At 61.3% G+C, this 22,137-nt stretch carries 18 protein-coding genes, 2 tRNA genes and 1 riboswitch; of the genes, 3 read left to right on the plus strand and 17 right to left on the minus strand.

Features of this window, described 5'->3' with window-relative positions; genetic code table 11:
• Positions 1 to 291 precede the first annotated feature (291 nt).
• From ribD to NML54_RS07055, 15 genes are all read right to left on the minus strand, one after another.
• Positions 292 to 1,602 (minus strand): bifunctional diaminohydroxyphosphoribosylaminopyrimidine deaminase/5-amino-6-(5-phosphoribosylamino)uracil reductase RibD, encoded by a 1,311-nt coding sequence (gene ribD / locus NML54_RS06985; protein WP_254756965.1) that lies wholly within the window; start codon positions 1,600 to 1,602, stop codon positions 292 to 294.
• Positions 1,603 to 2,334, minus strand: a complete 732-nt coding sequence (gene pnuC, locus NML54_RS06990; RefSeq protein WP_254756967.1) for a nicotinamide riboside transporter PnuC — start codon at positions 2,332 to 2,334, stop codon at positions 1,603 to 1,605. It lies immediately after the preceding gene.
• Positions 2,335 to 2,739: 405 nt separating this feature from the next.
• Positions 2,740 to 2,937, minus strand: a riboswitch (FMN riboswitch).
• A 1,147-nt stretch (positions 2,938 to 4,084) separates the two neighbouring features.
• Complete coding sequence (fabF, locus tag NML54_RS06995) at positions 4,085 to 5,356, minus strand: beta-ketoacyl-ACP synthase II (protein WP_254756969.1); 1,272 nt, start codon at positions 5,354 to 5,356, stop codon at positions 4,085 to 4,087.
• A 216-nt stretch (positions 5,357 to 5,572) separates the two neighbouring features.
• Positions 5,573 to 5,815: an acyl carrier protein gene (locus NML54_RS07000; protein WP_254756971.1), complete on the minus strand. Its 243-nt coding sequence runs from the start codon at positions 5,813 to 5,815 to the stop codon at positions 5,573 to 5,575.
• Between the two features lie 204 nt (positions 5,816 to 6,019).
• Positions 6,020 to 7,045, minus strand: coding sequence for a beta-ketoacyl-ACP synthase III (locus tag NML54_RS07005; protein WP_254756973.1), 1,026 nt, complete (start codon positions 7,043 to 7,045; stop codon positions 6,020 to 6,022).
• Positions 7,046 to 7,161: 116 nt separating this feature from the next.
• On the minus strand, positions 7,162 to 8,061 hold the full coding sequence (locus tag NML54_RS07010) for an ACP S-malonyltransferase (protein WP_254756975.1): 900 nt from the start codon (positions 8,059 to 8,061) through the stop codon (positions 7,162 to 7,164).
• Positions 8,062 to 8,312: 251 nt separating this feature from the next.
• On the minus strand, positions 8,313 to 9,446 hold the full coding sequence (locus tag NML54_RS07015; protein ID WP_254756977.1) for a tyrosine recombinase XerC: 1,134 nt from the start codon (positions 9,444 to 9,446) through the stop codon (positions 8,313 to 8,315).
• Positions 9,447 to 9,712: 266 nt separating this feature from the next.
• Positions 9,713 to 11,515, minus strand: a complete 1,803-nt coding sequence (gene dprA, locus NML54_RS07020) for a DNA-processing protein DprA (protein WP_254756979.1) — start codon at positions 11,513 to 11,515, stop codon at positions 9,713 to 9,715.
• Between the two features lie 95 nt (positions 11,516 to 11,610).
• Entirely contained in the window at positions 11,611 to 13,149 is a 1,539-nt protein-coding gene (locus NML54_RS07025) for a YifB family Mg chelatase-like AAA ATPase (RefSeq protein ID WP_254756981.1), read from the minus strand.
• Positions 13,149 to 13,592, minus strand: a complete 444-nt coding sequence (locus NML54_RS07030) for a YraN family protein (protein WP_254756983.1) — start codon at positions 13,590 to 13,592, stop codon at positions 13,149 to 13,151. Before NML54_RS07030 ends, NML54_RS07025 begins: the two co-directional genes overlap by 1 nt.
• 317 nt (positions 13,593 to 13,909) lie before the next feature.
• The gene (locus tag NML54_RS07035) at positions 13,910 to 14,236 is read right to left on the minus strand and encodes a DUF2469 domain-containing protein (RefSeq protein ID WP_005506259.1); all 327 of its coding nucleotides are present in this window, start codon (positions 14,234 to 14,236) and stop codon (positions 13,910 to 13,912) included.
• 98 nt (positions 14,237 to 14,334) lie between these two features.
• Complete coding sequence (gene rnhB / locus NML54_RS07040) at positions 14,335 to 15,147, minus strand: ribonuclease HII (RefSeq protein ID WP_254757017.1); 813 nt, start codon at positions 15,145 to 15,147, stop codon at positions 14,335 to 14,337.
• 15 nt (positions 15,148 to 15,162) lie between these two features.
• Positions 15,163 to 16,365 carry a signal peptidase I gene (lepB, locus tag NML54_RS07045; protein ID WP_254756985.1) on the minus strand — a complete coding sequence of 401 codons (1,203 nt, stop codon included), beginning with the start codon at positions 16,363 to 16,365 and terminating at the stop codon, positions 15,163 to 15,165.
• 209 nt (positions 16,366 to 16,574) lie between these two features.
• The gene (rplS, locus tag NML54_RS07050) at positions 16,575 to 16,922 is read right to left on the minus strand and encodes a 50S ribosomal protein L19 (protein ID WP_012903660.1); all 348 of its coding nucleotides are present in this window, start codon (positions 16,920 to 16,922) and stop codon (positions 16,575 to 16,577) included.
• Positions 16,923 to 17,139: 217 nt separating this feature from the next.
• Entirely contained in the window at positions 17,140 to 17,733 is a 594-nt protein-coding gene (locus tag NML54_RS07055; protein WP_254756987.1) for a single-stranded DNA-binding protein, read from the minus strand.
• 344 nt (positions 17,734 to 18,077) lie between these two features.
• On the opposite strand from NML54_RS07055, the gene NML54_RS07060 reads away from it, so the two are divergent.
• Positions 18,078 to 18,977 carry an HNH endonuclease family protein gene (locus NML54_RS07060; RefSeq protein WP_254756989.1) on the plus strand — a complete coding sequence of 300 codons (900 nt, stop codon included), beginning with the start codon at positions 18,078 to 18,080 and terminating at the stop codon, positions 18,975 to 18,977.
• Positions 18,978 to 19,118: 141 nt separating this feature from the next.
• Here the strand turns inward: NML54_RS07060 and NML54_RS07065 are convergent.
• Positions 19,119 to 19,194 (minus strand) — tRNA-Arg (locus NML54_RS07065).
• Positions 19,195 to 19,285: 91 nt separating this feature from the next.
• Positions 19,286 to 20,959: a polyprenol phosphomannose-dependent alpha 1,6 mannosyltransferase MptB gene (gene mptB, locus NML54_RS07070; protein ID WP_254756991.1), complete on the minus strand. Its 1,674-nt coding sequence runs from the start codon at positions 20,957 to 20,959 to the stop codon at positions 19,286 to 19,288.
• Between the two features lie 239 nt (positions 20,960 to 21,198).
• Here mptB and orn point away from each other — a divergent pair, with 239 nt between their 5' ends.
• Both orn and NML54_RS07080 read left to right on the plus strand, forming a co-directional pair.
• Complete coding sequence (gene orn / locus NML54_RS07075; RefSeq protein ID WP_254756993.1) at positions 21,199 to 21,885, plus strand: oligoribonuclease; 687 nt, start codon at positions 21,199 to 21,201, stop codon at positions 21,883 to 21,885.
• 106 nt (positions 21,886 to 21,991) lie between these two features.
• Positions 21,992 to 22,064: transfer RNA gene (locus NML54_RS07080), tRNA-His, on the plus strand.
• Positions 22,065 to 22,137: the final 73 nt, after the last annotated feature.

Here is a 22,137-nt window from a genome sequence, read left to right on the forward strand (position 1 = left end):
TGCTTTTCCTTTTCTCGCCGTGTCCGCCGGGGCGTCGTCGTTGAGGGCGACGGGCGGCGATGGTTTGTTCGTTGGTATAACTATACGTATTTTTCGAATATTCCCCGTGACGGGGAGTTTTTGTGCCAGCATGCGAACCAGCCGGCATGAATTAGCCGGTGCAAACTCGCCAGTGCGAACCAGCCGGCACAAACTAGCCGGACGCAGGCGGGGGTTCCTTGAGGTACTATCCCCCCGCCCGCGCTCAACCCAGGCGGAGGCTAGTCCAGCCGCTACTAGTCCAGTCTCCGTCTAGTCCAGCCTCAGTTCGGGCGCGTGGCAGGCATCCAGCTTCGGCAGGGTACGCCGCTGCCCGGGGGCCTGCGCCGTTCCGCGAGGTGCCGGCACCAGGTGCGTTGCGGTGTCATTGCCCAGCACGCGCACCGCCGGGAACATACCCAGGTCGTCCAATTGCAGGCGCGGCGCCTGCGCGAGGGTGTCCACGAGCAGACCGTACACGGCGCTCTTACCCTGTCCCATAATCATGGGGGCGCGGTACCAGACCATCTCGTCGATGAGGTCTTCACCGGCGAAGAGGCCGACCATGCCGGGGCCGCCCTCAATCATGAGGTGCCGCACCCCGCAGGCGTACAGCTCATCGAGCAATTCACGCGGGTCGTGGGTGAAGACCTGCAGGAAATTCTGCGGGTCCATCTCCACACCTTCGGGCGGGTTGAAGCCGCGCACGCGGTAGTTCTCGGTAATCTCGGTTTTGCCCATGACCACGCGCAGCGGCTGCTTCTCGAAGCGTTCCCCGTTGGCGTCGCGCGCGTCCAGGGTCGGGTCGTCCATGAGGGTGGTGCGGGTACCGATCATGACGGCGTCGGCGCGGTGACGAATCAGGTGCCCGTCAATGCGCGCGGCGGGGCCGGTAATCCACTTGCTCGTACCATCAACTGCCGCAATGAACCCGTCCAGGGTGGAGGCGCTCTTTGCGGTAATGAAGGGGCGGCGTTCGGCGGCGGCAATGAACCAGCGCTCGTTCAGCAGGTAGGATGCGTTCGCGAACTCCTCCATGGCGTGCACGGTGACGCCCTGCGAGCTCAGGTAGGCGGCGCCTCCGGCTGCGTTTTCGGTGTCGTCGCTGTAGGCGTAGTAGAGTTCGCTGATGCCCGCCTCGGCGACGGCGTGGGAGCAGGGGCCAGTGCGTCCGGTGTGGTTGCAGGGCTCGAGGCTCACGTACATGCGGGCGCCGGTGAGGTCAGTTCCCGCAGCCCGGGCGGCGGCGAGGGCGTCGGCTTCGGCGTGCGGGGTGCCTGCGCCTCGGTGGTAGCCCACGTGCAGCAGATGCCCGTGCGCGTCAGTGATGACGGCGCCGACGAGGGGGTTCGCGCCGCGGATACCCTGGCGTGCCGCCTGCAGTGCCAGGGTCATGGCCTCTGCGTGGCTGAGCTCCTGCTCGGGGCTGGGCAGCTGAAGGGTGCGTGCGGCGGGCAACCCGGCGAGGTGACCGTACTCCGCGGCGGAATAGTCCGCATCGTTGCGCGGCGAAGATACGCTCGGGGTAACGGTTACGGGCAGGTGCGCGCTCGCCAGCACCTGTAGCGAGGGGTTCTGCGGCATTTATGCACGGCCCTTCTGCACGTCGGTTACCTCAACGGTCACGTCGGGGAACTGGGTCTGCACCTGGGTCTTCTGCGCCTCCATGTTGCGGGTGCGCCACCAGACGAAGAAGCCGACCAGGGTGAAGCATCCGTAGAACACGTACATGAAGGAGGTCGCGTAGTAGCCTGCGCTCCACAGCAGAGGCACGCCGACCAGGTCGACGGCAACCCAGATGAGCCAGAATTCAACCCAGCCGCGCGCCATGCCGTAGGTGGCGAGCAGCGAGCCGGTGAAGATCCAGGCGTCGGACCAGACCGGTTCGTAGGAGCCGAGGGCACGGAAGATGGGGGTGAGCAGCAGGGTACCCGCGACCATGGCGACAACCAGACCTGCACGTTCGGTGTTGGTAGCCCACTTGGGAATTACCGCGACACCTTCGGAGGCGTCACCACCGGCGGCGCGGGTGGTGCGCCAACGATGCCAGCCCCAGATGGACACGGCAATAAACATAATCTGGCGGCCTGCCTGGCCGAGCATGGTGACGGGGTGCGGGCTGCCGACGAGGGCGCCCAGGAAGACGGTGAGGAGCAGCAGGTTGCCGAGAATGCCGACGGGCCACGCCCATACTTTGCGTCGCATGCCGCCGAGCGCCGATGCCAGGCCGAATGCGTTTCCGAGAACTTCGCGCACGAGGAGGGACTGGTCCCCCACGTGAATTTGTGCGTCGAAGAGCCACCGCAAGATGTCCATTGTTTCTTTCCTCTCTGAGTTGGACCGTGTGTCGGATGCGCTGTGGGCGCATCTGCGGCGGCTCCGGGGAGAGGAACAGAAAAGGGCGGCTACCGCGGGCATCTTATGGGGTGCCCGGTATCCGTGGTGAGGCGGGAGCGGCGAATCAGCCAACCGTGGCTGACATCAGCCGGTTGCGGTCGAGGGGAATAACGTACCGGCACCTACGAAAGGTGCCTCTCCCCTGTTTCATAGAAAGTGTTTCATAGAAAGCTGCCTCGCAGAAAACCGCTGTGCTCTCGAGTAACAGTTTTCCCAAGCAACAGTTTTTGCGAGCAACAGTTTTCTCAAGTAACTGCTTCGGTGAACCCTGCACGCAATCCCGGTTTTCGGGAGGTGCGGCGGAGTGCGCTCCTGCCTTTTTCTGCTCGTGCTACCTTCCATCCAGACTGTACTGTCGGCACCGGATTTTCACCGGTTCGGCCTCTCTTGCGGGCGGGCTTCTCTAGCGGAGTCTTGGCATCCTGTGCGGATGCGAAGATTCGTACGATTTTGCCTGCTTGCGAGAGCGGTTCGCGGGCTGTGACCGCCGGTTCGGAATTTCACCGACCCCGGAGCACGATGTTGATACTGATTATGCCACAGCGCATACCGGGGGTTTAATTTGTTTTCTCTGGGATAACTTCCGTGACAAGATGACGTTTTATGACCGCATTTTTGTCTGATGCGTGGGAGCTCGTCTTTGCGGTTTGTCTTCAAAAGTCGTCTTTCCGGTACCGTTTGGGGGGCTCCACTGAGTACCTTTCGAGACTGCAATGTGTACATCTTCTACTCAGCTTGGCCGTAGGGCGTTTTTGAGAGGTTTGGCAGTCTGCTGAGGGGGTGTTTTATTACGGTTTTGTAACGATGGAGAGCACCAAACAGACCAAAGAGTGACGGAGCCTTCTGAGAGGTTACCCAGAACACATTGAACACCCATCAATACCTTTATGACAAGGAATTATAACAATAAGGTTAAATTATTGATTTAAGTTTTAATCTAGGGGTTATTTAAGGTTATTCTTATCTGCAGGAGCTCCCATCACCGATAAACCGATTCCGTTGAGAGCGACATGATTCGGACCAACCGAGCACTCACATCAAAAGCTTCTGCCATTTGAAGCTGGAAGACTACTCCATTGACTGCATTCTTTGGATAGTTTTCGACACAGCATCTGCGCGCACTAAACTGCGCGGTTTAAGCGGCATTAGATGCTGAGCTACTTCACCATCGGGAGGCAACCATACCGAATTGCTTTCTCAACGGAACCGGCGTGGGAGCCCCGTCGAAATACTTCCGGAAGAACGCGCAGCATGCGCCTTTATACACCTATGCAGGGGGCGTTGTGCGTATCGAACGGTCATAAGCTCCCGTTCTTCTGTCGTCGCCTACCGTGGTGCGCGATGGGGGTTACGGGAACCTTGCGGGATGGTTGATCCCGCGCGCTCTGCATTGTCTTGTGGAGTGTGGTGTGTTTGGGTGGCGTATTCGCAGTGCCGGAGCGGATACGCCACCCGTTTTTAACGTGAGGGCGTACCGGACACGCGAAGCGGGGGCTCCGTCCTCAAGGCGGCTGGGTTCTTTGAAGTTAAGGCGCCGCAGAGGGGACACTCCCCCGCAAGCGTGAACCAGTACCCCCCCCCAAACGCATCCAAAACATAACGCTCCCCCACCTACACGCAGTAGATTGAGGGAGCGTTATATCTATATAAGGCTAGAAGCCCTGAAGGATTAATCCTCTACGGAGCGGAATGCTACAACCGCGTTGTGGCCGCCGAAACCGAAGGAGTTCGACAGTGCCACAATCTCGCCGGCGGGCAGCTCGCGTGCCTCGGTCACCACGTCCAGGTCAATCTGGGGGTCCTTGTTGTCCAGGTTGATGGTGCAGGGTGCGGTGCGGTGGTGCAGCGCCAGTACGGTGAGTACGGCTTCGAGTGCGCCCGCGCCGCCGAGCAGGTGGCCGGTCATGGACTTGGTTGCAGAGACGGCAATGTTTTTGGTGTGCTCGCCGAAGGTTTCGTGCATTGCGGTTGCTTCGGGCAGGTCACCGGCGGGGGTGCTGGTGGCGTGCGCGTTAATGTGCACGACGGTCTTCGGATCGATGTTGCCGTCTTCGAGGGCTTCGCGCAGTGCGCGGGTTGCGCCGAGTGCTGCGGGGTCCGGTGCGGTGATGTGGTAGGAGTCGGAGGATACGCCGGTGCCTGCCAGTTCCGCGTAGACGCGTGCGCCGCGTGCCTTGGCGTGCTCTTCGGATTCGAGGATGAGCGCTGCTGCGCCTTCACCCATGACAAAGCCGTCGCGGTCAACGTCGTAGGGTCGGGATGCCTTTTCGGGTTCGTCGTTGCGGGAGGAGAGTGCCTGCATCTTGGCGAATGCTGCCATGGGAAGCGGGTGGATTGCTGCTTCGGCACCGCCGACGATGACGACGTCTGCCTTGCCGCTGCGGATCATTTCAGCACCGAGCTGCATGGCTTCGGTGGAGGATGCGCATGCGGAGACGACGGTCTGTGCTGCGGCGCGTGCCTTGAGGTTCATGGAGACGGCTGCTGCGTTGCCGTTGGGCATGAGCATCGGAACGGTCATGGGGAGGACGCGGCGGGGGCCCTTTTCGCGTAGGGTGTCCCATGCGTCGAGGAGGGTCCACACGCCACCGATACCGGTACCGAAGGCTACGCCGGTGCGTTCGGGGTCGACTTCTTCTGCGGAGTCGGCGTCGGGGCCGGAGAATCCTGCGTCTTCCCATGCTTCGCGTGCGGCGATGAGGGCGAGCTGACCCGAGGGATCCAGGCGCTTTGCTTCTACCTTGGTGAGGCGGCCGGATTCGAGGGCGGGCACAGCGAGCTGGCCTGCAATGTATACGGGCAGGTCGTATTCCTTGACCCAGGGGCGGTCGAGGGTGGATACACCAGATACGCCCTTGGTTGCGTTTTCCCAGGTGGTGGGGACGTCGCCGCCAATGGGGGTGGTCGCGCCGAGGCCGGTCACCAGCACTTTTCGAGACATTGTGGCACTTTCTCTTCGGTGGTCGAGTTGGTGGTTTATCCGGTGGTGTGTGGATAAAAACCTGTTGGGCCCGGGGTTTACAGTGGGCGTTTTCACGCCGTGGAGAGTGGAGTCATCGCACCCTGTGTGTTCCCGGGAGTGTGTTGGGTTGGTTGAGTGAATAGCGATGCGGCGCGGGCCGGTGAGAGCCTGCGCCGCCTCGTTATTGGTTATAGCTTAGGCAGCGTTCGCGATGAACTCGACTGCGTCGCCAACGGTCTTGAGGTTCTGGACCTCTTCGTCCGGGATGGTCACCTCGAACTTCTCCTCAGCGTTCACGACGATGGTCATCATCGAGATGGAGTCGATGTCCAGGTCCTCGGTGAAGAACTTGTCCAGCTGAACGTCCTCAACCTCAATGCCGGTCTCTTCGTTAACGATCTCTGCCAGACCTGCGAGGATCTCTTCCTTGTTAGCCATTCAGGGGCTCCTTTGTTTTTTCGATGGTCATCGCACCCGCCGGGTGGGGGTACGCGTGCATTACCGAGTTTATCGTGTCTGCGTGGTGTACGCATGGGTCAACTCGGAGTTTGTGGGGATGCTTTCCCGCTTTATTTTCTTTCTCGCACACCGGCGCTGTGCCGGTCGTGAGGGGCGGGGAGCATCGGGCTCCGGTGGTTTTCCTTAGGGAAGGACGACCACCTGAGCCGCGAATGCCAGTCCGGCACCGAAACCGATCTGCAGGGCGAACTTGCCGGAGAGTTCCGGGTTCTCCTTGAGCAGGCGGTGCGCGGCGAGGGGGACGGATGCGGCGGAGGTGTTACCGGCATCGACGATGTCGCGTGCCACTGCCACCGTGTCGGGAAGCTTGAGGGTCTTGACCATCTGGTCAATGATGCGGGCATTTGCCTGGTGCGGGATGAGTGCGCCGAGCTCGTCGGGGGTGATGCCGGCGGTTTCGAGTGCCTGCTTGGCGACCTTCGCCATTTCCCATACTGCCCAGCGGAAGACGGAGGGGCCGTCCTGACGCAGGGTGGGCCAGAGCTTTTCGCCTTCTTCGACGGGGTTTGCGGCGAAGTCGCGGTTGCGGATGTCCAGCAGGGAGTGGGTCATGCCGACGGTGCCCCAGCGGGAGCCGTCCGAACCCCATACGGTCGGGGCGATGCCGGGTTCGTCGGAGACGCCTACGACTGCTGCGCCTGCGCCGTCGCCGAGCAGGAAGGAGATGGTGCGTTCGGTGTTGTCGATGAAGTCGGAGAGCTTCTCAACGCCGATGACCAGCACGTGCTTTGCGGTACCCGCGCGGACGAGGGCGTCTGCCTGGGCGATGCCGTAGCAGAAACCTGCACACGCTGCGGAGATGTCGTATGCGGGGCACTTGGAGCCGATTGCGTCGGCGACCAGCGTTGCCAGGGAGGGGGTTGCGTAGGGGTGCGAGATGGTCGAGATGATGACCGCCTCAATGTCCTCACCGGTTACACCGGATGCTTCGAGGGCGTCCTTTGCAGCGCTGATGGCAAGGTCTGCTACCGACTGGTTTTCGCTGGCGCGGTGGCGGGTTGCGATGCCGGTGCGCTGCTTGATCCACTCGTCGGAGGAGTTGATTGCCTCAACGATGTCATCGTTGGGGACGATGACATCGCCGCGGGCTGCGCCGTAACCGAGGATGCGGGAGTAGCGGTTGATTTCGTACTGCTTGAGGGTAGTCACGTATTCAATCCTTAGTGCTGATGCTCGCAAGACACTGTGTGCCTCGCAGGTCTAAAGTGCATGTCTAGTGTGAAGGGTTCCCAGCGCGGGGAGGGCGGGGTGCTCTCCCCCGGTGTTTAGCCCTTCAGCGAGGCGAGGTCCTCGGGAGTGTTGATGGAGGTGCCGGGCACGCCGCGCATCGCGCGCTTTGCCAGGCCGACCAGGGTGCCTGCGGGAGCGACCTCGATAATGCCGGCAGCCTCACGCTCGAGCAGGGTTGCCATACACAGGTCCCAGCGGACGGGGCTGGTGACCTGAGAGACGAGGGTCTTGACGAACTCTTCACCGGATGCCACGGCGGAACCGTCGCGGTTGGTCAGCAGTGCAGAGGTCGGGTCGGAGATCTGCAGGGATGCGGTGAACTCTTCCAGTGCGGGCACGGCGGGTGCCATTGCCTCGGTGTGGAATGCGCCAGCGACCTTCAGGGGGATGACGCGAGCGCGCGCGGGCGGGTTCGCGGCGAATGCCTCGATGGCGGGGATGGGGCCTGCGGCTACAATCTGGCCGCCGCCGTTGGAGTTTGCTGCGACGAGGCCTGCTGCGTCGATGGCTTCGCGGACGTTTTCTTCAACACCGCCGAGTACTGCAGCCATGCCGGTCGGGGAGGCGGCTGCCGCCTCCGCCATGCCGTTCGCGCGCACGCGCACGAAACGCATTGCATCTTCGTCGCTGAGTACGCCTGCGAGGGCTACTGCGGTGATTTCGCCGACGGAGTGGCCCGCGAAGATGAGTTCTTCACCGTCGAGTTCGCGCAGTGCGAGGCGACCGGTGACGATGCCTGCAGCCACGATGAGGGGCTGGGCGATTGCGGTGTCCTTGATGGTTTCTTCTTCGGCTTCGGTGCCGTAGTGAATCAGGTCGACGTCTGCCGCTTCGGAGAGTCGTTCCAGGTGCTCACGCACACCTTCAATCTCGAGCCAGGGGCTCAGGAAGCCCTTCTTCTGGGAGCCCTGTCCGGGGCAAACGAGTGCGCGCATGCGGTGCGACCTTTCTGGTTTTTAATACTCGTACGCGGTGCCGTTATAGAGACGAAGACCACGGTTAGTCTGTTACCTATGCTACCTTGTTCAGCCGCCTTGCATAAACATCACTGTGCAGAAACTTTGGGCTGCGCGGGATATTTAGGCAGACATTGAACAGTGTATAGCTTAGATTGAACTTGTCCATTCGTACAACCCGAACGGACAAGGTTCAAATAGAGAGACAGCTAACTTTCGGGTTGCCACCCCTATGCTCGCGGATGCGCCCGCGCGTACGTCTCCGCCAGACGCTTCATCGACACGTGCGTGTAAATCTGCGTGGTCGCCAACGACGAATGACCCAGCAGCTCCTGCACCGAACGAATATCGGCACCACCATCCACCAGGTGAGTCGCCGCCGAATGACGCAAAACGTGCGCACCCGACGCCTGAGTATTCTCCACCGTGCGCAGCAGGCGGGTCAGGTCCTCACGAATCTGACGGGCATTCGCACGCCCGCCCCGAGGGCCAATAAACAGCGCCGTCACACCCTGCGCACCCTCCGGAATCCACTGCGGACGACCATAGGACACCCAACGATTCAGCGCCCTAAGCGCCGGGGTACCCAACGGCACCACGCGCTCCTTATTACCCTTACCCAGCACGCGCACCGTCTTATTCGCCCGGTCCACGCTCTGCAAATCCAGGCCGGTCAGCTCAGAAATACGCATACCCGAGGCGTACAGCACCTCAACCACAGCTTCCAGGCGCAGCAGGCGCGCATCACGAGAATCCTGCGCCCGACGCTCCTGCAGGGTGGTCAGCAGCTGGTTCATCTGCTCACGGCTCAGCACCGGCGGCAGGTGGTTTTCCCGCTTGGGGGTGCGCATACCGCGGGTGGGATTGGCGTACACCAGTTCCTCCTCCTGAGCCCAGGTGAAGAACGTGCGCAGGGTCGAACCGCGGCGCGCCACCGTAGAACGAGCCGCCTGCCGCAGATGCAACGAGCCCAACCACTCACGAATCAGGGACGCATCAATGCTGTCCAGATGCCGCACGCCGCGGCGCGCCATGTAGCCGAAGAAGCCCTCCAAATCGGAGATATACGAACGGATTGTCTCTTCGGAACGGTGCTTCTCGTAGCGCAAAAAACGCTCAAAACGGTCCAGGACGGGGCGGAACACCTCACCGGAAACACCCAGTGCCGATTCGGGCAGCGCAGAATCGGGCAGGGCAGAATCTGGACCCTCAGCTTGGGTTTCGGGATAATCGGCAGCAAGGCTGCGGGTGTAGGTCACCGGCAGGGTCGTGGAGGGAGCCTCGTCCCGGTATTCTTCCTGGTTCTCAGCTCGGTTTTCTGCCTGATTTTCAGCTCGGTTTTCAGGCTGGCGGGCGGCGGTCATGCGTCCCTCCTTTCGGGTTTTGGTCTTTCGACATTCTCTCCGCGCGTCTGCCGATAGCGTGGCGGCGGGGGTAGGCTCCGCGCCAGTACGCGCAAGCCTACCCCCAATTGTAGAGAGGTTCCACGCTCTCCACGTGCTGCCCTGTCATGACCGGCCGCCCCGTCATGACCGACCGCCACAACCCGCTACTACCTGGGCGTTCTGCAGGGGTTTCAGCGCGGGCGTTCAGCTGGGGTTTTCAGCGGGAGTGTTCAGCGGGGGCTCTTCTACACCGCGACAGCCGGGCGGACCTTCCGCCAGCTTGTTCCACGGCTCTCCGCCAGACCGCAGCGACCCAGGTGGAACAGGTCAGCCATCACGTCGCGAGCACCCAATCCAAGAGCTGCGGCAATCTCGTCCACGCCACGGTAGGTACGCGGGCTCAAGTCGTCCCACACCCTGCCCTGTCGTTCGGTCAGCTCGTCCAGCGCGCTGGAGGATGCAGCCTGATCCCATTCGCTCTCGTGCTCGGTGCCCAGTTCGAAACCCGCGGCGGCATCGTATTCGAGGATGTCCGCGGCCTCGGTGAGTGTTTGCGCTAGTCCATCGCGTAGCAGACGGTTCGTACCCACCGAGTTCGGCGAATTAATCTGCCCCGGAACCGCCCAGAGGGTACGACCAATCTCCATCGCGTGACGAGCCGTGTTCAGGGCACCGGAACGCCAGCGCGCCTCCACCACAATGGTGTGCCGCGCCAACGCCGCAATCAGACGGTTACGCTCCAGAAAACGCCAACGCGTGGGGGTATTGCCCACGCTCACCTCGCTCATAATGAGCCCACGGTCAACAATCATGTTCAACGCATCCGAGTTCTGTGCCGGGTACAACCGGTCCAGCCCACCCGCCATGAAAGCGATGGTCGGCAGGTCGCTACTCTGCTGGGTCAGCGCCGCCCGATGCGCCGCAATATCGATGCCCATCGCACCGCCAGAAATCACCGTGTACCCGCGGCGTGCCAGCTCGGCGGCGAGGTGGGTCGTCGCCTCCGTACCGTAGATGCTCGGGTCACGCGAACCGACCAGCGCCACGCTCGGGGCAGACGCCACATCCAGCAGGTGCCGCGAATCGCCTCGGCACCACAGCCCGTACGGTCGGTCGGGCCCTAAATCGTTCAGCTGCGGCGGCCACAGCGGATCGGCGGGAGTGACCAGCCACGCCCCGCAGGTTGCCGCCATGTGCGCCTCCGCGTTCAGGGTGCGTTCCATACGGCGGTTCCAGCGCAGGCGGCGGGTCGCGAGCGCCTTGCCGAACTTATCGCGACTCATCTGATGCTCACCCGGCGTGTAGTAGCCATTCGCGCTACAGAACAGGGCGGACTCCCCTTCCGCGGGTGCGCCCACCGAGCGCAGAAAATCGCTGAGTTGCGTATCCGGTTCGCCGTGCTCCCAGGTGTGCTCATCCGGGATGTGCCCGGTCATCAGGTAGTGTAGGGTCAGCGGCGCTCCCAGGGTTGCGAGGGATTCGACCACGAGCTCATCGGCGGGTTCGGCGTAGCGCATCAGCTGAGCGGTGCAGCAGCGGATGTACTCGCGGCACGCCGCCTCAACCTCCTGAGCGCTGAGGGCTGGATTGAACAGGGGCGATGGATTGAGCAGGGGTGCTGGATTGAGCAGGGGCGCAGGGTCAGAACTGCTGGAGGCTGTGCCCACCGGAGCTTCGGGGTACACACCCTGATGCTCCGGCTGGTTCATCTCTTCCAGGTGTTTCTCTTCCAAGTACACAGGGTCATCTAAGTACACCGGGTTCAGGCAGGAGGCGAGGAAACCCGGCAACCGCGCCGCGTTATAGGGGCTCGGCGAGGGTTCCTGCCCTAGCGACAGAATATGCGCCACCCTCTCACGCACCAGAGCGTGCGCATCCAGGGTGCGGCCTGGCAGGCGGATCTGCAGTTCCTCCTGCACAAAATCCTCCGCCGCGCGCTCTTCTGAAACATGCTCTCCCTGCGCGCGCTCTTCCGGCGCTGTTTCTTTCAGCCCATTTTCTTTCAATTCGGCCTCATCAGCTCGTTTTCTGAGCTTCTTCTCACTCATGACGTTCTTCTCCTCTCTTGAGTGATTCGTTCTATAAACCGGCTCGCTATTTCAGCTGACCCTATTTCAGCTGGCACGCTATTTCAGCTGGCACATTATTTCAATTGCCCCTGCTGCCGCAGAAAAAGCGCCACATCCAGGTGCTCCCGGCTCGGGTAGGCGGCACCCTCCAAATCGGCAAGAGTCCAGGCGATACGCAACACCCGGTCGTAGCCGCGAGCCGTCAGCGTTCCGCGGTCCACGGCGGCATTCAGCTCGCCGGTGAGCTTCGCATCCAGACGCAGCGGGCCGCGCAGAATCTTGCCGTTCATCTCCGCATTCGTCTTCAACCCGTACGGCTCCAGGCGCTCACGCTGAGCCTGCCGCGCCGCCATGACGCGCTCACGAATCTGTGCCGAACTCTCGTTCACCTGACCGCCCGCAAGCTCCGTGGAAGACACCTTCGGAACCGTCACATTCACGTCAATACGGTCCACCAGCGGGCCGGACAGCCGCCCAAAATAAGCGCGACGCTCACGCGGAGCACACGTACACTCCGTACCGGTGCCCACGTTCATGCCGCAAGGGCACGGGTTCGCCGCCAGGATCAGCTGAAACCGCGCCGGATATGTCGCCGACGCGCTCGAACGGTCCAGGGTCACGGTTCCCGACTCCAGGGGCTGACGGAGCGAATCGAGCACCGTGCGTTTGAACTCCGGCGCCTCGTCCAGAAAGAGCACGCCGCGGTGCGCTTTAGACACGCAGCCCGGGCGGGGAATGCCGCTACCACCGCCCAGAATCGCCGGCGCGGAGGCACTATGATGCGGCGCCTCAAACGGCGGCTGACGCACCAGCTCGCTCAGGTGCTCCCCCGCCGAGCAGAGGGAACGGATCGCGGTCACCTCCATCGCGGCATCGTTGTCGAGGGTCGGGAGGATGCTCGGCAAGCGCTCCGCCAACATGGTTTTACCGGAACCGGGCGGGCCAGTCAGCAGCATGTGATGACCGCCCGCAGCGGCAATTTCCAGGGCGAAACGACCCTGCGACTGACCGGCAACATCGCTCATATCCGAGGGAATTTCAGCCGATTTCGCCACCGGGGCGCTCGCCTCCGTCTGCGGGGCGGGTGGGTAGGTCAGCTTCTTGCTCTCAGCGCCGAGAGCGGCAAAAACCTCCGCCAGGCAGCGGAAACCGCTCACCTGCGCGCCGGGAATAAGCGCCGCCTCCTCAGCATTTTCGGCGGGCACAATCACGCGGTGGTGTCCGGCATCCACGGCGGCTTTGACCGCCGGCAGGATGCCCGGCACAGGGCGTAGCGTTCCGTCCAGTCCCAGCTCCCCCAGGAAGACGCTATCACCGCTGGGGTGCAGTTTCTTCTCCGCCTGCAATGCCGCAACCACAATGGCTAGGTCGAACGCCGAGCCTCGTTTGGGTAGGGTCGCGGGGGTCAGGTTCACGGTGAGCCGGTGCTGAGTGAGGGTTATGCCGGTGTTCTTCGCCGCGGAGCGCACACGCTCTTTAGACTCGTTGAGGGCGGTATCGGGCAGACCCAGCAGTACGAAGCCGGGCAAGCCCTGCGAGATGTCAGCCTCGACGTCAACAATATGCCCACGCAAGCCCACGAGCGCCACGGAATAGGTGCGTGCGAATCCCATTACGCCACCGCCTTCAGATGCTCGAAGGTGAAGGTTTCACAGGTTCCGGTCACCCCAATTGCGTCAATGCGAAAGCGCGGAAAATCCAGGTTCTCACGCAGCCTGCACCAGAGAATCGCCAGCAATCGCGTGCGGCGCGCCTTATCGCGGTCAATGGAAGCGAACGGGTGCCCAAAGTCTTCGCTGCTGCGGGTCTTGACCTCAACGAAAACCAGTTCGTCCTCGGGGTCAATGGCGATTAGGTCGAGCTCGCCGCGGATCTGTTCGTGTTCCAGCCCCGCGGGCGGTCGCCAATTCCTCTCCAGGATGCGGTAGCCGTTCGCTTCCAGGATGCGGGCGGTCAGCTCCTCACCCCACCTGCCGACGCTGTGGGCGCGAGGCGGGGTTCTGACGAGCAGGGGCCTGTTGGGTGCGCTTAGGGTTGTGGCGCGGGCTGTTGTCATGGGTCTCTCCCCCGGTAGATAGCGGTAGTGCTTCTACTGTGCCCGCCGCGCGCGTGCCCGAAGACGGTTAACGAAAAACTGTGGATAACCTCGGCTCCTAGAAGGAATTAGAGGTTATCCACAGCCATTTATTTAAAATTTTGGGGTATATTTTTCAAAAACGCCGCTCGGGTGCCGATTCAACGCGTCATATTTGCGCGAGTTCATCGCACAGTTTCATAACGCAGCTTCATCACGCGGTTTCAACACCTGATTCTGCGGCTCGGCAGCTCGGCAGCGCACGCTTACCCCCGGCAAGGCGGTAAATCAGGCGTGCGCTAGGCGTTAAAGTCCGGCATTTCCGGCACGGTGAACTCCTGGTTGGGCAGGCGCTCCTCCACGTTCACGTCACGCACCGAGTAGGCGTGCACCTTCTTCACAAAGCGGTTGGAGCGAAATACATCCCACACCCACACGTCGCTCATGCTCACCTCAAAGTAGAGGGTGCCGTCCTGCACGTGCGGGGTGACGTCCACCTGGTTCGCCAGGTAGAAGCGTCGGTCGGTTTCTACCGCGTAGCTAAAGAGCGACATGACGTCTTTGTATTCGCGATAGAGCGCCATTTGGGCGTCTGTCTCGTAGTTTTCGAGGTCTTCTGCGCTCACTACTCTTCCTTTTCTGGGCTTTATTAGTACTAATTCAGCGGTGACATGTTAGGCTTTCGCAGGCTTCCGAGGCGCGGTTTTCAGGAGCACCGCACACTCTAGCCGCGCTGTGCCACAGCAGCCTCAATCTGCTCGGCGGTCGCCGGAAGTGACCATGAGAGTCGATGCTGCGGGCTGGGGCCCTGCACGCTAATCGCCTCGCGGTGAGCGGTGGATCCGTAGCCCTTGTTCTTCGCCCAGCCGTACCCCGGATAGAGGGTATCCAGCTGAACCATCAGCTCGTCACGTTCCACTTTCGCAACCACCGATGCGGCGGCGATGGAGGCACACTTGTAATCGCCCTTAATGACCATGGTCACCGGTATCTGCGCGGGCTCACCTGCACCTTCCCACGCCTGGGCGAGCAGTACGTTGTAGTGTGCCTGTGCCGGGTCCGGTGCCAGCACGCTGAACAGGTCCTCCTGCGGAGGGGTGAACCAGTCGTGCTTACCGTCCAGCAGGGCGGTGTCGGCACGGTATCCGCAGCGCGCCAGCTCAGCGAGCGCACGCTGGGCGGCAAGCCTCAGCGAGAGGGTCATGCCGAGCCGATCAATATCTGCCGGTTCCACGTGCCCAACCGCCACGGCGCACCACTGGCGGATTTCGGGAACCAAGGATTCGCGGCGTGCCGGTGAGAGCGCCTTGGAGTCGATTAGCCCACCCACCTCGAGGGTGGCGTCCGGGGTGAGGATTGCAACGCCCACGGTGACCGGACCCGCCATAGAACCGCGGCCTACCTCGTCGATTCCGGCAACCGTGCGGGCGCCGGAGGCGAAAAGCTGCTGCTCGTACTCAAGGTCGGCGGCGGGCGGGGTTGTCTTCGCGGGCTTAGCTTGAGTGGGTTTCGTTGCGCTCTTCTGGGCGCTCACCATCATTACCACGCTCGCTTATTCGCTCGGGGTGGAGGTCGGTGCGGGAATCGAGGAGAACACCGAGCTCTGATCCTGCAGCAGACCAAAGTGGTTCAGCGGCCACGCCACCACGAACACGTTACCCTGCACGTCGCCCTTGGAGATGAACGCGGTGCCGTCGCTAATGTGGTAGCGGGAGTCGGCGGAGTTGCTGCGGTGGTCACCCATCACGAAGTACTTGCCGGCGGGCACGGTCACCTTGAAGGGAACCTCCGAAGGGTTGTTGCCGGGGTACAGGTACGGTTCGGTAATCTCTACGCCGTTGACCTTGACCTTGCCGTTGCCGTCGCTTTCGACTACGTCACCGGGAGTACCGATAACGCGCTTGACCAGGAAGTTCGAGGAGGTATCCGGCAGAATACCCGCGAAGGACAGGGCGTCCTTGAGCGGGCTGCTGGTCTTCTGGGTGGAGGGAATCCAGCCCTGAGAGTCCTTGAAGACGATGACGTCGCCGCGCTTAGGCTCGCTAAAGTAGGAGCCCGCCACGTTAATGAACACGCGGTCGTTGACCTGCAGGGTCTGCTCCATGGAACCGGAGGGAATGTAGAAGCCGCGCAGCAGGAAAGTCTTAACCAGAAATGCGATGACCAGCGCGTAGAGGATGACGGTGCCGCCCTCACGTGCCTGCACCCAAAGCCATTCACCGAGGCGGCCTTCTTCCTGCGCCTGGGAGTAGGTCAGCTCCGCCTGTTCGGCGCGCTTTGCCTTGCGGCGTTCCTTGGGGGTCATTTCGGAGAAGTCCTTGGTAGTTTCCATGTCTACGGCACTCTCCTCATCGGCGGATTCTTCACGCTCGGCATTCTTCGCTGCAGCGCTCTTTTCTGCGGCGCTCTTCTTCGCATCCTTCGCGGAAGAAGTCGCGGCGGCGCTGTTTGCGGTTGCATCTGCGGAGGCGGCGCTCGCCTCGGCGCTAGCTACCACCTCGCGGGTGCGCTCAGAAGTGCTCTTAGTATCGCTTTCGGTCGCCTCAGTAGCGCCCGCGGATGCCGCCCAGGGGGCCGCCTTCTCAGTGCCCGCATTCTCTGCGGCATTCTGCTCGGCAGCCGCCTTCTCAGCTACAGTCTTTTCGGCGGCGAGACGCGCGAAGTATTCTTCCATTTCGCGGCGCTCGCGGCGACTTTGAGGCTGGTATCCCTCAGAGAAGGGGCTGGTGTTCGCAGTGTTCTTGTCGTCTGCCATGCTGGAGTGAGCCTTTCGTTTGAGAGATACCTAGCTCGAGTGAAACGGTACCTAGCTATTGTATCGAGAGTGCTTGCGCTCTTGGGCTTTTATTTTCTGAGAGCGACAAGGTTCTCAGAAAGCGGGGTCTCAGAATATGCAAAAACCGCTCCTCTCCCGCAAAATGCGGTTGGGGAGCGGTTTGCAACAGAATTCTGTATCTATAAAGATTAGAACTCGCGCTTCTCGCGGATACGAGCAGCCTTACCGTGGCGGTCGCGCATGTAGTACAGCTTTGCACGACGGACGTCACCGCGGGTCACCAGCTCGATCTTCTCAATGGAGGGAGAGTGAACCGGGAAGGTACGCTCCACACCAACGCCGAAGGAAACCTTGCGGACGGTGAAAGTCTCGCGAACGCCTGCACCCTGGCGGCCAACGACGAAGCCCTTGAAGACCTGGATACGGTGGTTCTTACCTTCAACGATCTTAACGTGAACGTTCAGGGTGTCACCGGGGCCGAATGCGGGGATGTCGTCACGGAGGGACTTCTTGTCGAGGAAGTCAAGAGTCTGCATAGTTGTAGATCTCCAGAGCCATCTGCCGCAGGTCAAATAGACTCAGATTGCTCTGCCCCACTGCGGGACAGAAAACTTCATGCTTCGGACAGGATTGGTGCCCGAAGGTTGACATCGTTGGTCGCTCTTCCCCCTGCGGCAGGGGCGTGCCCGATATCAACACAATGCTCCATTATCCCAATGCACCCGCGTTTATGCAAGCATCCGGGGAGCACTTTTAGAAGGGAGGTTCGTCACTCTGCACTCCCTCACTCTGGGATGCGCCGTTCTGCGCTCCATCGTTCTGTACAAGGGCACCCGGAGCGATCACGCCCGGCGCCTCCGCGTTCTGCTGGGGTACGTGCGCAGGGGAATACTGCTGCGTGTACTGAGGCGCCTCCTGCAACGGCGCGCCCGAGTGCGGCATACCCTGCTGAGATGCACCCTGCAGGGAACCCTCGTTGACCATGCGCTTCTCCACGGTGCGGGCAAAGGTGCTCGTACCGTAGTTCAGGTCGTGACCGATGCCGAAGGCATCCACCTCTACGGTAGTGCCCTGCGTGCCGTCTTCGCGGTTCCAGCGGCTAATGCGCTGGCGGCCACTCACGACCAGTGGCTGCCCCTTCTCAATGGAGGTGGCAATGTTCTGGGCAAGGCGGCGGTAAGCTTTCACGGTGTACCAGTTGGTGGCACCTTCTTTCCAGGTGCCGGTGGCATCCTGCCAACGCGGGGTGCTGGCGAGGCGAAAGTTCACGACGGGCACCCCGTTGGGCAGGGTGCTCAGTGCCGGGTCGGAGGCGGTGAATCCTCGGATCAGGATGGTGTCGCTCATGGTTTCTCCTTAGAAACTAGTGGATGGGTTCCTTCACCTTGCCAGGGCTGACCCGCTCCTGCACCCGGTGGTTACCGCTTCTGTGGATAACTTCGCGTTTTGCGGTTTTGGGCACCGCCTGTGGATAGAGTTTTTAAACTTTTTAGCCCGTTTTTTCAAAAATCGCCCGCGGGCAACACGCTTCCTGCAGAAATATGACGGCTACGCCCCATTCGACATCATGATAGGTATCTCAGCCTCGGGGCGGCTATTTTTACCCTCAAGTTACCTAGTTCTATCCCGCGCGCTCTATCCTTGATGATGCGGTGCACTCAGCCGCTTCCCGATCTACCCCTGGAGTTTCCGTGAGCAAAAAGCCCATCAACAGCAACGACCTGCCCACGCTGCAGGATCTTCAGCGGATTCAACGCAACCTGCCCAAGCTGCCCGATTCGATGGACCCGCAGAAGAAGCGCCTCATATACGGTCTGCTCGCTGTGTTTGCCGTGATCGTACTGATTATTGGTCTGGTCTACGTGAGTAAGAACGGTGTGGACGGGCTACTCGGTTCGGATAAGACGACCTCCGCCACCGATAATGAAGAGACCAACGTTCAGACCGAAACCCTCGCCGAGGTCAAAAACCCGTACAATGCGGTTGATCCCGCGACTGCGCTCGCACCGGATCTGGCGACCGCGAAGAGCGAGCTGGCGTCCCTGCAGGTGAAGGAACGCGCGTCGAAGGCTGGCTACTCTCGTGATCAGTTCGGTCCCGCCTGGGATGACGTTGACGGCAACAAGTGCAACACTCGCGACGACATTCTGCGCCGCGACCTGACCAATGTTCGTTTCAAGGTCAGGACCCACGCATGCACCTTGATTAGTGGCACTCTGGATGACCCGTACACCGGCAAAACCATAGAGTTCAAGCGCGGCAAGAAGACCTCCTCGGCTGTGCAGATCGACCACGTAATTGCTCTTTCGAACGCATGGCAGACCGGCGCGCAGGATTTGACCGCAGAGCAGCGCCGCCAGCTGGCGAACGACCCGGAGAACCTGCTCGCTGCAGACGGCCCGGCGAACCAGCAGAAGTCCGATGCAGACGCCGCCGACTGGCTGCCGAGCAACACCGCTTACCGCTGCACCTACGTGGCACGCCAGGTACACGTGAAGGCGAAGTACAAGCTATGGGTGACCGCGGACGAGAAGAAAGTTATGGAACGCGTCCTCAACTCTTGCAAGGACACCAACCCAACCAAGAAATAGCCCCGGCCAAGAATTGATTCCCGCAAAGAAGTAATCCCAGCCTAGAAATAGCCGCCCGGCACCTCGCGGCCCACCAACGTAAAAAGCATAAAGAAAACCGCCCCGCACCCTGAGTTTAGGGTGCGGGGCGGTTTTTACATGTGGCGCCCCAGGAGGGAATCGAACCCCCGACCAAGAGATTAGAAGGCTCCTGCTCTATCCTCTGAGCTACTGAGGCCTTCCTCTAGGGTACATGAGAATTTATGCTTCCCATGCACCACACCTCTCACGCAGGGGCCGGTCCGCTGGCGGTGCATCCGGCTGGCGCGCTAGGAGCCTACCTTGGGGGCTTCCCGTTCTGCCGTCTTCACCTCGCGGCGGCGTGCACGGCGGCTAGATGCGCCGGGGAACAGCTGCCACCACAGGCGGATGGTGGTGCGGCGAATCTGCGTGGGGTGCAGGCTCACGTACACCAGGCGGCGGGTTGCCGGGTCGAGGGCGACCAGGTAGATGATATACCCCAGGCAGATGACGGTTGCGATGAGTCGACCCATGTCCTGGTTGAAATCGCGCAGGTAGGGCGAGACGTTTAACTGGTCGCTCACACCGTACGCCATGAAGAACAGCGTGGTGATGAAGTACCACATGAGCTGAAAATGCGAACGCAGGCCGGTTGCGGCGAGCATCGGGATTGCCCAGAGCAGGTACCAGGGCTGAATCATGGGGCTGCACAGGAGCATGAACAAAATCGCGAGGCCGGCGTGACGAACAATGTTGCGGTCGCGTCCGACGAATGCCATTGCCATGGCGCCGAGCATGCCGATGCCCTTGCCAACGGTTTCGATGAGCTTGCGGATGACCTCGAAGGCGTCGCCCTGAACGAACAGGGATGCTGTACCGATGATCAGGCCGAAGGGGGTGTACCAGATGTACTGGCCGCCGGTGGTGGACAGTGCCTTGATCCAGCCGAATTCCAGTCCGGTCACCCAGCCCATGAGCGCCATTTCGGCAAGCAGTAGCACACCGGAAAGCGCCCAGAAGATGAACTTGCGCGGCCAGGAGGCTTCCTTACCCGCCCAGAGCAGACCCACGAATGGCAGCACCACGAGGGCGAGCGGCTTGACAGCAACGCCGAGGGCTACGAAGGTCACGCCGAGCGGGCCGCCCCACCAGGTGTCGCGGTAGCGCTTGGCGTAGTAGAGGCCGCCGAGCATGAACATGGTCATGAGCGAGTCGTTGTGGCCGCTGGCGATGAACGATGCGATGAACAGCGGGTTCGGGCCGATCTGCCAGAGGGTGCGGACCTGGTTGAAGCCGTGTGCCTTGGCGAGTTTTGCCACGTAGAAGAGGATGCCGATGACCGCGAGCACCGAGAGCAGGCGGAAGTAGAAGAGGGAGAGGTCAATGTTCTCCCCCGCTAGGCGCACAATCCACTCTTCGAGCTTGAGGGAGACCGGGCCGTACGGGGGCGGAGATTCCGCCCACATGGGGTCCGCACCGTTCTGCATGAAGTTCGAGATTTCGGAGACACCGTGCTTGTACGGGTTGAGGCCGTGCGCCATAACCATGCCCTGCCCGTAGTAGGAGAACATGTCGCGGCTGTAGATGGTGAAGGCGAAGACCTGCGGCAGGGACCAGCTGGTGATGACGGCAATCATCCAACGCATGGTGTTGGGTTCGTTCCAGTCGCCCATTTTCTGGTAGATGCGTAGCCATTCGCGGCACATGATCATGGCGCCGAGGGCGAGCATGATAATGCCGGTGATGACCCATGCGGCTTCGAATCGGATGGCTCGGATAATGTCGTAGCGCCAGAAGCTGGAGCTGTCGGCGAGCCAGCCGACGGCGTAGGAGCCGAGGGTGACCATGATGGAGCCGATGGTGCCGATAATCAGCGTGCGCAGACGGTGATTATTGACGTAGTCCAAGAGTTTGGGTGAGAGGGGTGCGTCGTGTGCGCCGGGGGTGGTGAGCCGGTGTGCTAGCTCTTTTGGTGCGCGCATAACTCCCTTTCTATCTGCGTCGTTGTTCTGGTTTTTATCATACCGGAGCCCTTGGATGCACTTGCGAGAATCACTGTTGCGAAGGCACTTGTGGACGTTCCTCACGGGCACGCAGAGTGGCGCTATTCTCCCCCGCTGCCGCCGTTTGCGCATCCTCTCGTGCCCTTCTAGCGCCCTCTTGTGCCTTTTTGTGACGTGCTGTCCGCCGGGCCGACGGCGTTTGGGGGTAGAGTGGGAGGGTGAGTATTTCTAGTGAACGTATTGTATGGATTGACTGCGAGATGACCGGCCTGGACGTGGAGAACGACGCTCTCGTCGAGGTGGGCGTTCTGGTCACGGATGCCGATTTGAACATTCTGGGTTCTGGCGTTGAGTTCGTCATCAAGCCCGGTGATGAGTCTCCTGCCGGTGCGCTGGAGAACATGAATGACTTTGTGCGTTCGATGCATGAGGCGTCGGGTCTGCTACCCGATATTGAGCACGGTGTGTCGATGGAATACGCGCAGGAGCAGGTGCTTCGATACATCAAGAAGTATGTTCCGGTGGCGGGCAAGGCGCAGCTGGGCGGCAACTCGGTGGGCATGGATAAGCGTTTCTTGGAGCGCTACATGCCCGAGGTCATGGCGCACCTTCACTACCGGGTGATTGATGTGTCGACCATTAAGGAGCTGGCGTCGCGCTGGTACCCGGCGGCTCGTCATAGCGCCCCGGCGAAGACCGGTAACCACCGTGCACTGGGTGATATCAAGGACTCGATTGATGAGTTGAAGTATTACCGTCGCGCTATTTTTGTGCCGCAGGGCCCGGATGCGATTGTTTCGGCGCAGATTGCGCGTAAGGTGGAGGCTGAGCGTACCGCACGCGAGGCAGCTGAGAGCGAGGCTGAGGCCTCCGTGTCTGAGGCGGCAGAGGCATCCGAGGCTTAAGCACAGCATGTAACGAGCATCACGGCTTTTCAACTTGGCAGGTTTCTAAATCTCCTGTACAGTGGTATCCGTTGCATATCGCAAGGGAAACCAAGCGAAGCACATGGTGGTCGTAGCTCAGTTGGCAGAGCGCCTGGTTGTGGTCCAGGAGGTCGCGGGTTCAACCCCCGTCGATCACCCCGATGGAAAGGGTCGTTATGGTTATCCGTAACGGCCCTTTCGCTTTACCCCCTCCTGTTCGGTTGACCCGCA

Origin of the sequence: Rothia gullae (assembly GCF_024294905.1) — a bacterium.
Classification (GTDB): domain Bacteria; phylum Actinomycetota; class Actinomycetes; order Actinomycetales; family Micrococcaceae; genus Rothia.

Excerpts from the sequence above, each read along its gene's own strand:
- lepB (WP_254756985.1), bottom strand. The coding sequence starts at position 16,365 with ATGGCAGACGACAAGAACACTGCGAACACCAGCCCCTTCTCTGAGGGA.
- NML54_RS07030 (WP_254756983.1), bottom strand. The coding sequence starts at position 13,592 with ATGACAACAGCCCGCGCCACAACCCTAAGCGCACCCAACAGGCCCCTG.
- fabF (WP_254756969.1), bottom strand. The coding sequence starts at position 5,356 with ATGTCTCGAAAAGTGCTGGTGACCGGCCTCGGCGCGACCACCCCCATT.
- NML54_RS07025 (WP_254756981.1), bottom strand. The coding sequence starts at position 13,149 with ATGGGATTCGCACGCACCTATTCCGTGGCGCTCGTGGGCTTGCGTGGG.
- ribD (WP_254756965.1), bottom strand. The coding sequence starts at position 1,602 with ATGCCGCAGAACCCCTCGCTACAGGTGCTGGCGAGCGCGCACCTGCCC.
- mptB (WP_254756991.1), bottom strand. The coding sequence starts at position 20,959 with ATGCGCGCACCAAAAGAGCTAGCACACCGGCTCACCACCCCCGGCGCA.
- rplS (WP_012903660.1), bottom strand. The coding sequence starts at position 16,922 with ATGCAGACTCTTGACTTCCTCGACAAGAAGTCCCTCCGTGACGACATC.
- NML54_RS07000 (WP_254756971.1), bottom strand. The coding sequence starts at position 5,815 with ATGGCTAACAAGGAAGAGATCCTCGCAGGTCTGGCAGAGATCGTTAAC.
- rnhB (WP_254757017.1), bottom strand. The coding sequence starts at position 15,147 with ATGGTGAGCGCCCAGAAGAGCGCAACGAAACCCACTCAAGCTAAGCCC.
- pnuC (WP_254756967.1), bottom strand. The coding sequence starts at position 2,334 with ATGGACATCTTGCGGTGGCTCTTCGACGCACAAATTCACGTGGGGGAC.
- dprA (WP_254756979.1), bottom strand. The coding sequence starts at position 11,515 with ATGAGTGAGAAGAAGCTCAGAAAACGAGCTGATGAGGCCGAATTGAAA.
- NML54_RS07010 (WP_254756975.1), bottom strand. The coding sequence starts at position 8,061 with ATGCGCGCACTCGTTTGCCCCGGACAGGGCTCCCAGAAGAAGGGCTTC.
- NML54_RS07015 (WP_254756977.1), bottom strand. The coding sequence starts at position 9,446 with ATGACCGCCGCCCGCCAGCCTGAAAACCGAGCTGAAAATCAGGCAGAA.
- NML54_RS07055 (WP_254756987.1), bottom strand. The coding sequence starts at position 17,733 with ATGAGCGACACCATCCTGATCCGAGGATTCACCGCCTCCGACCCGGCA.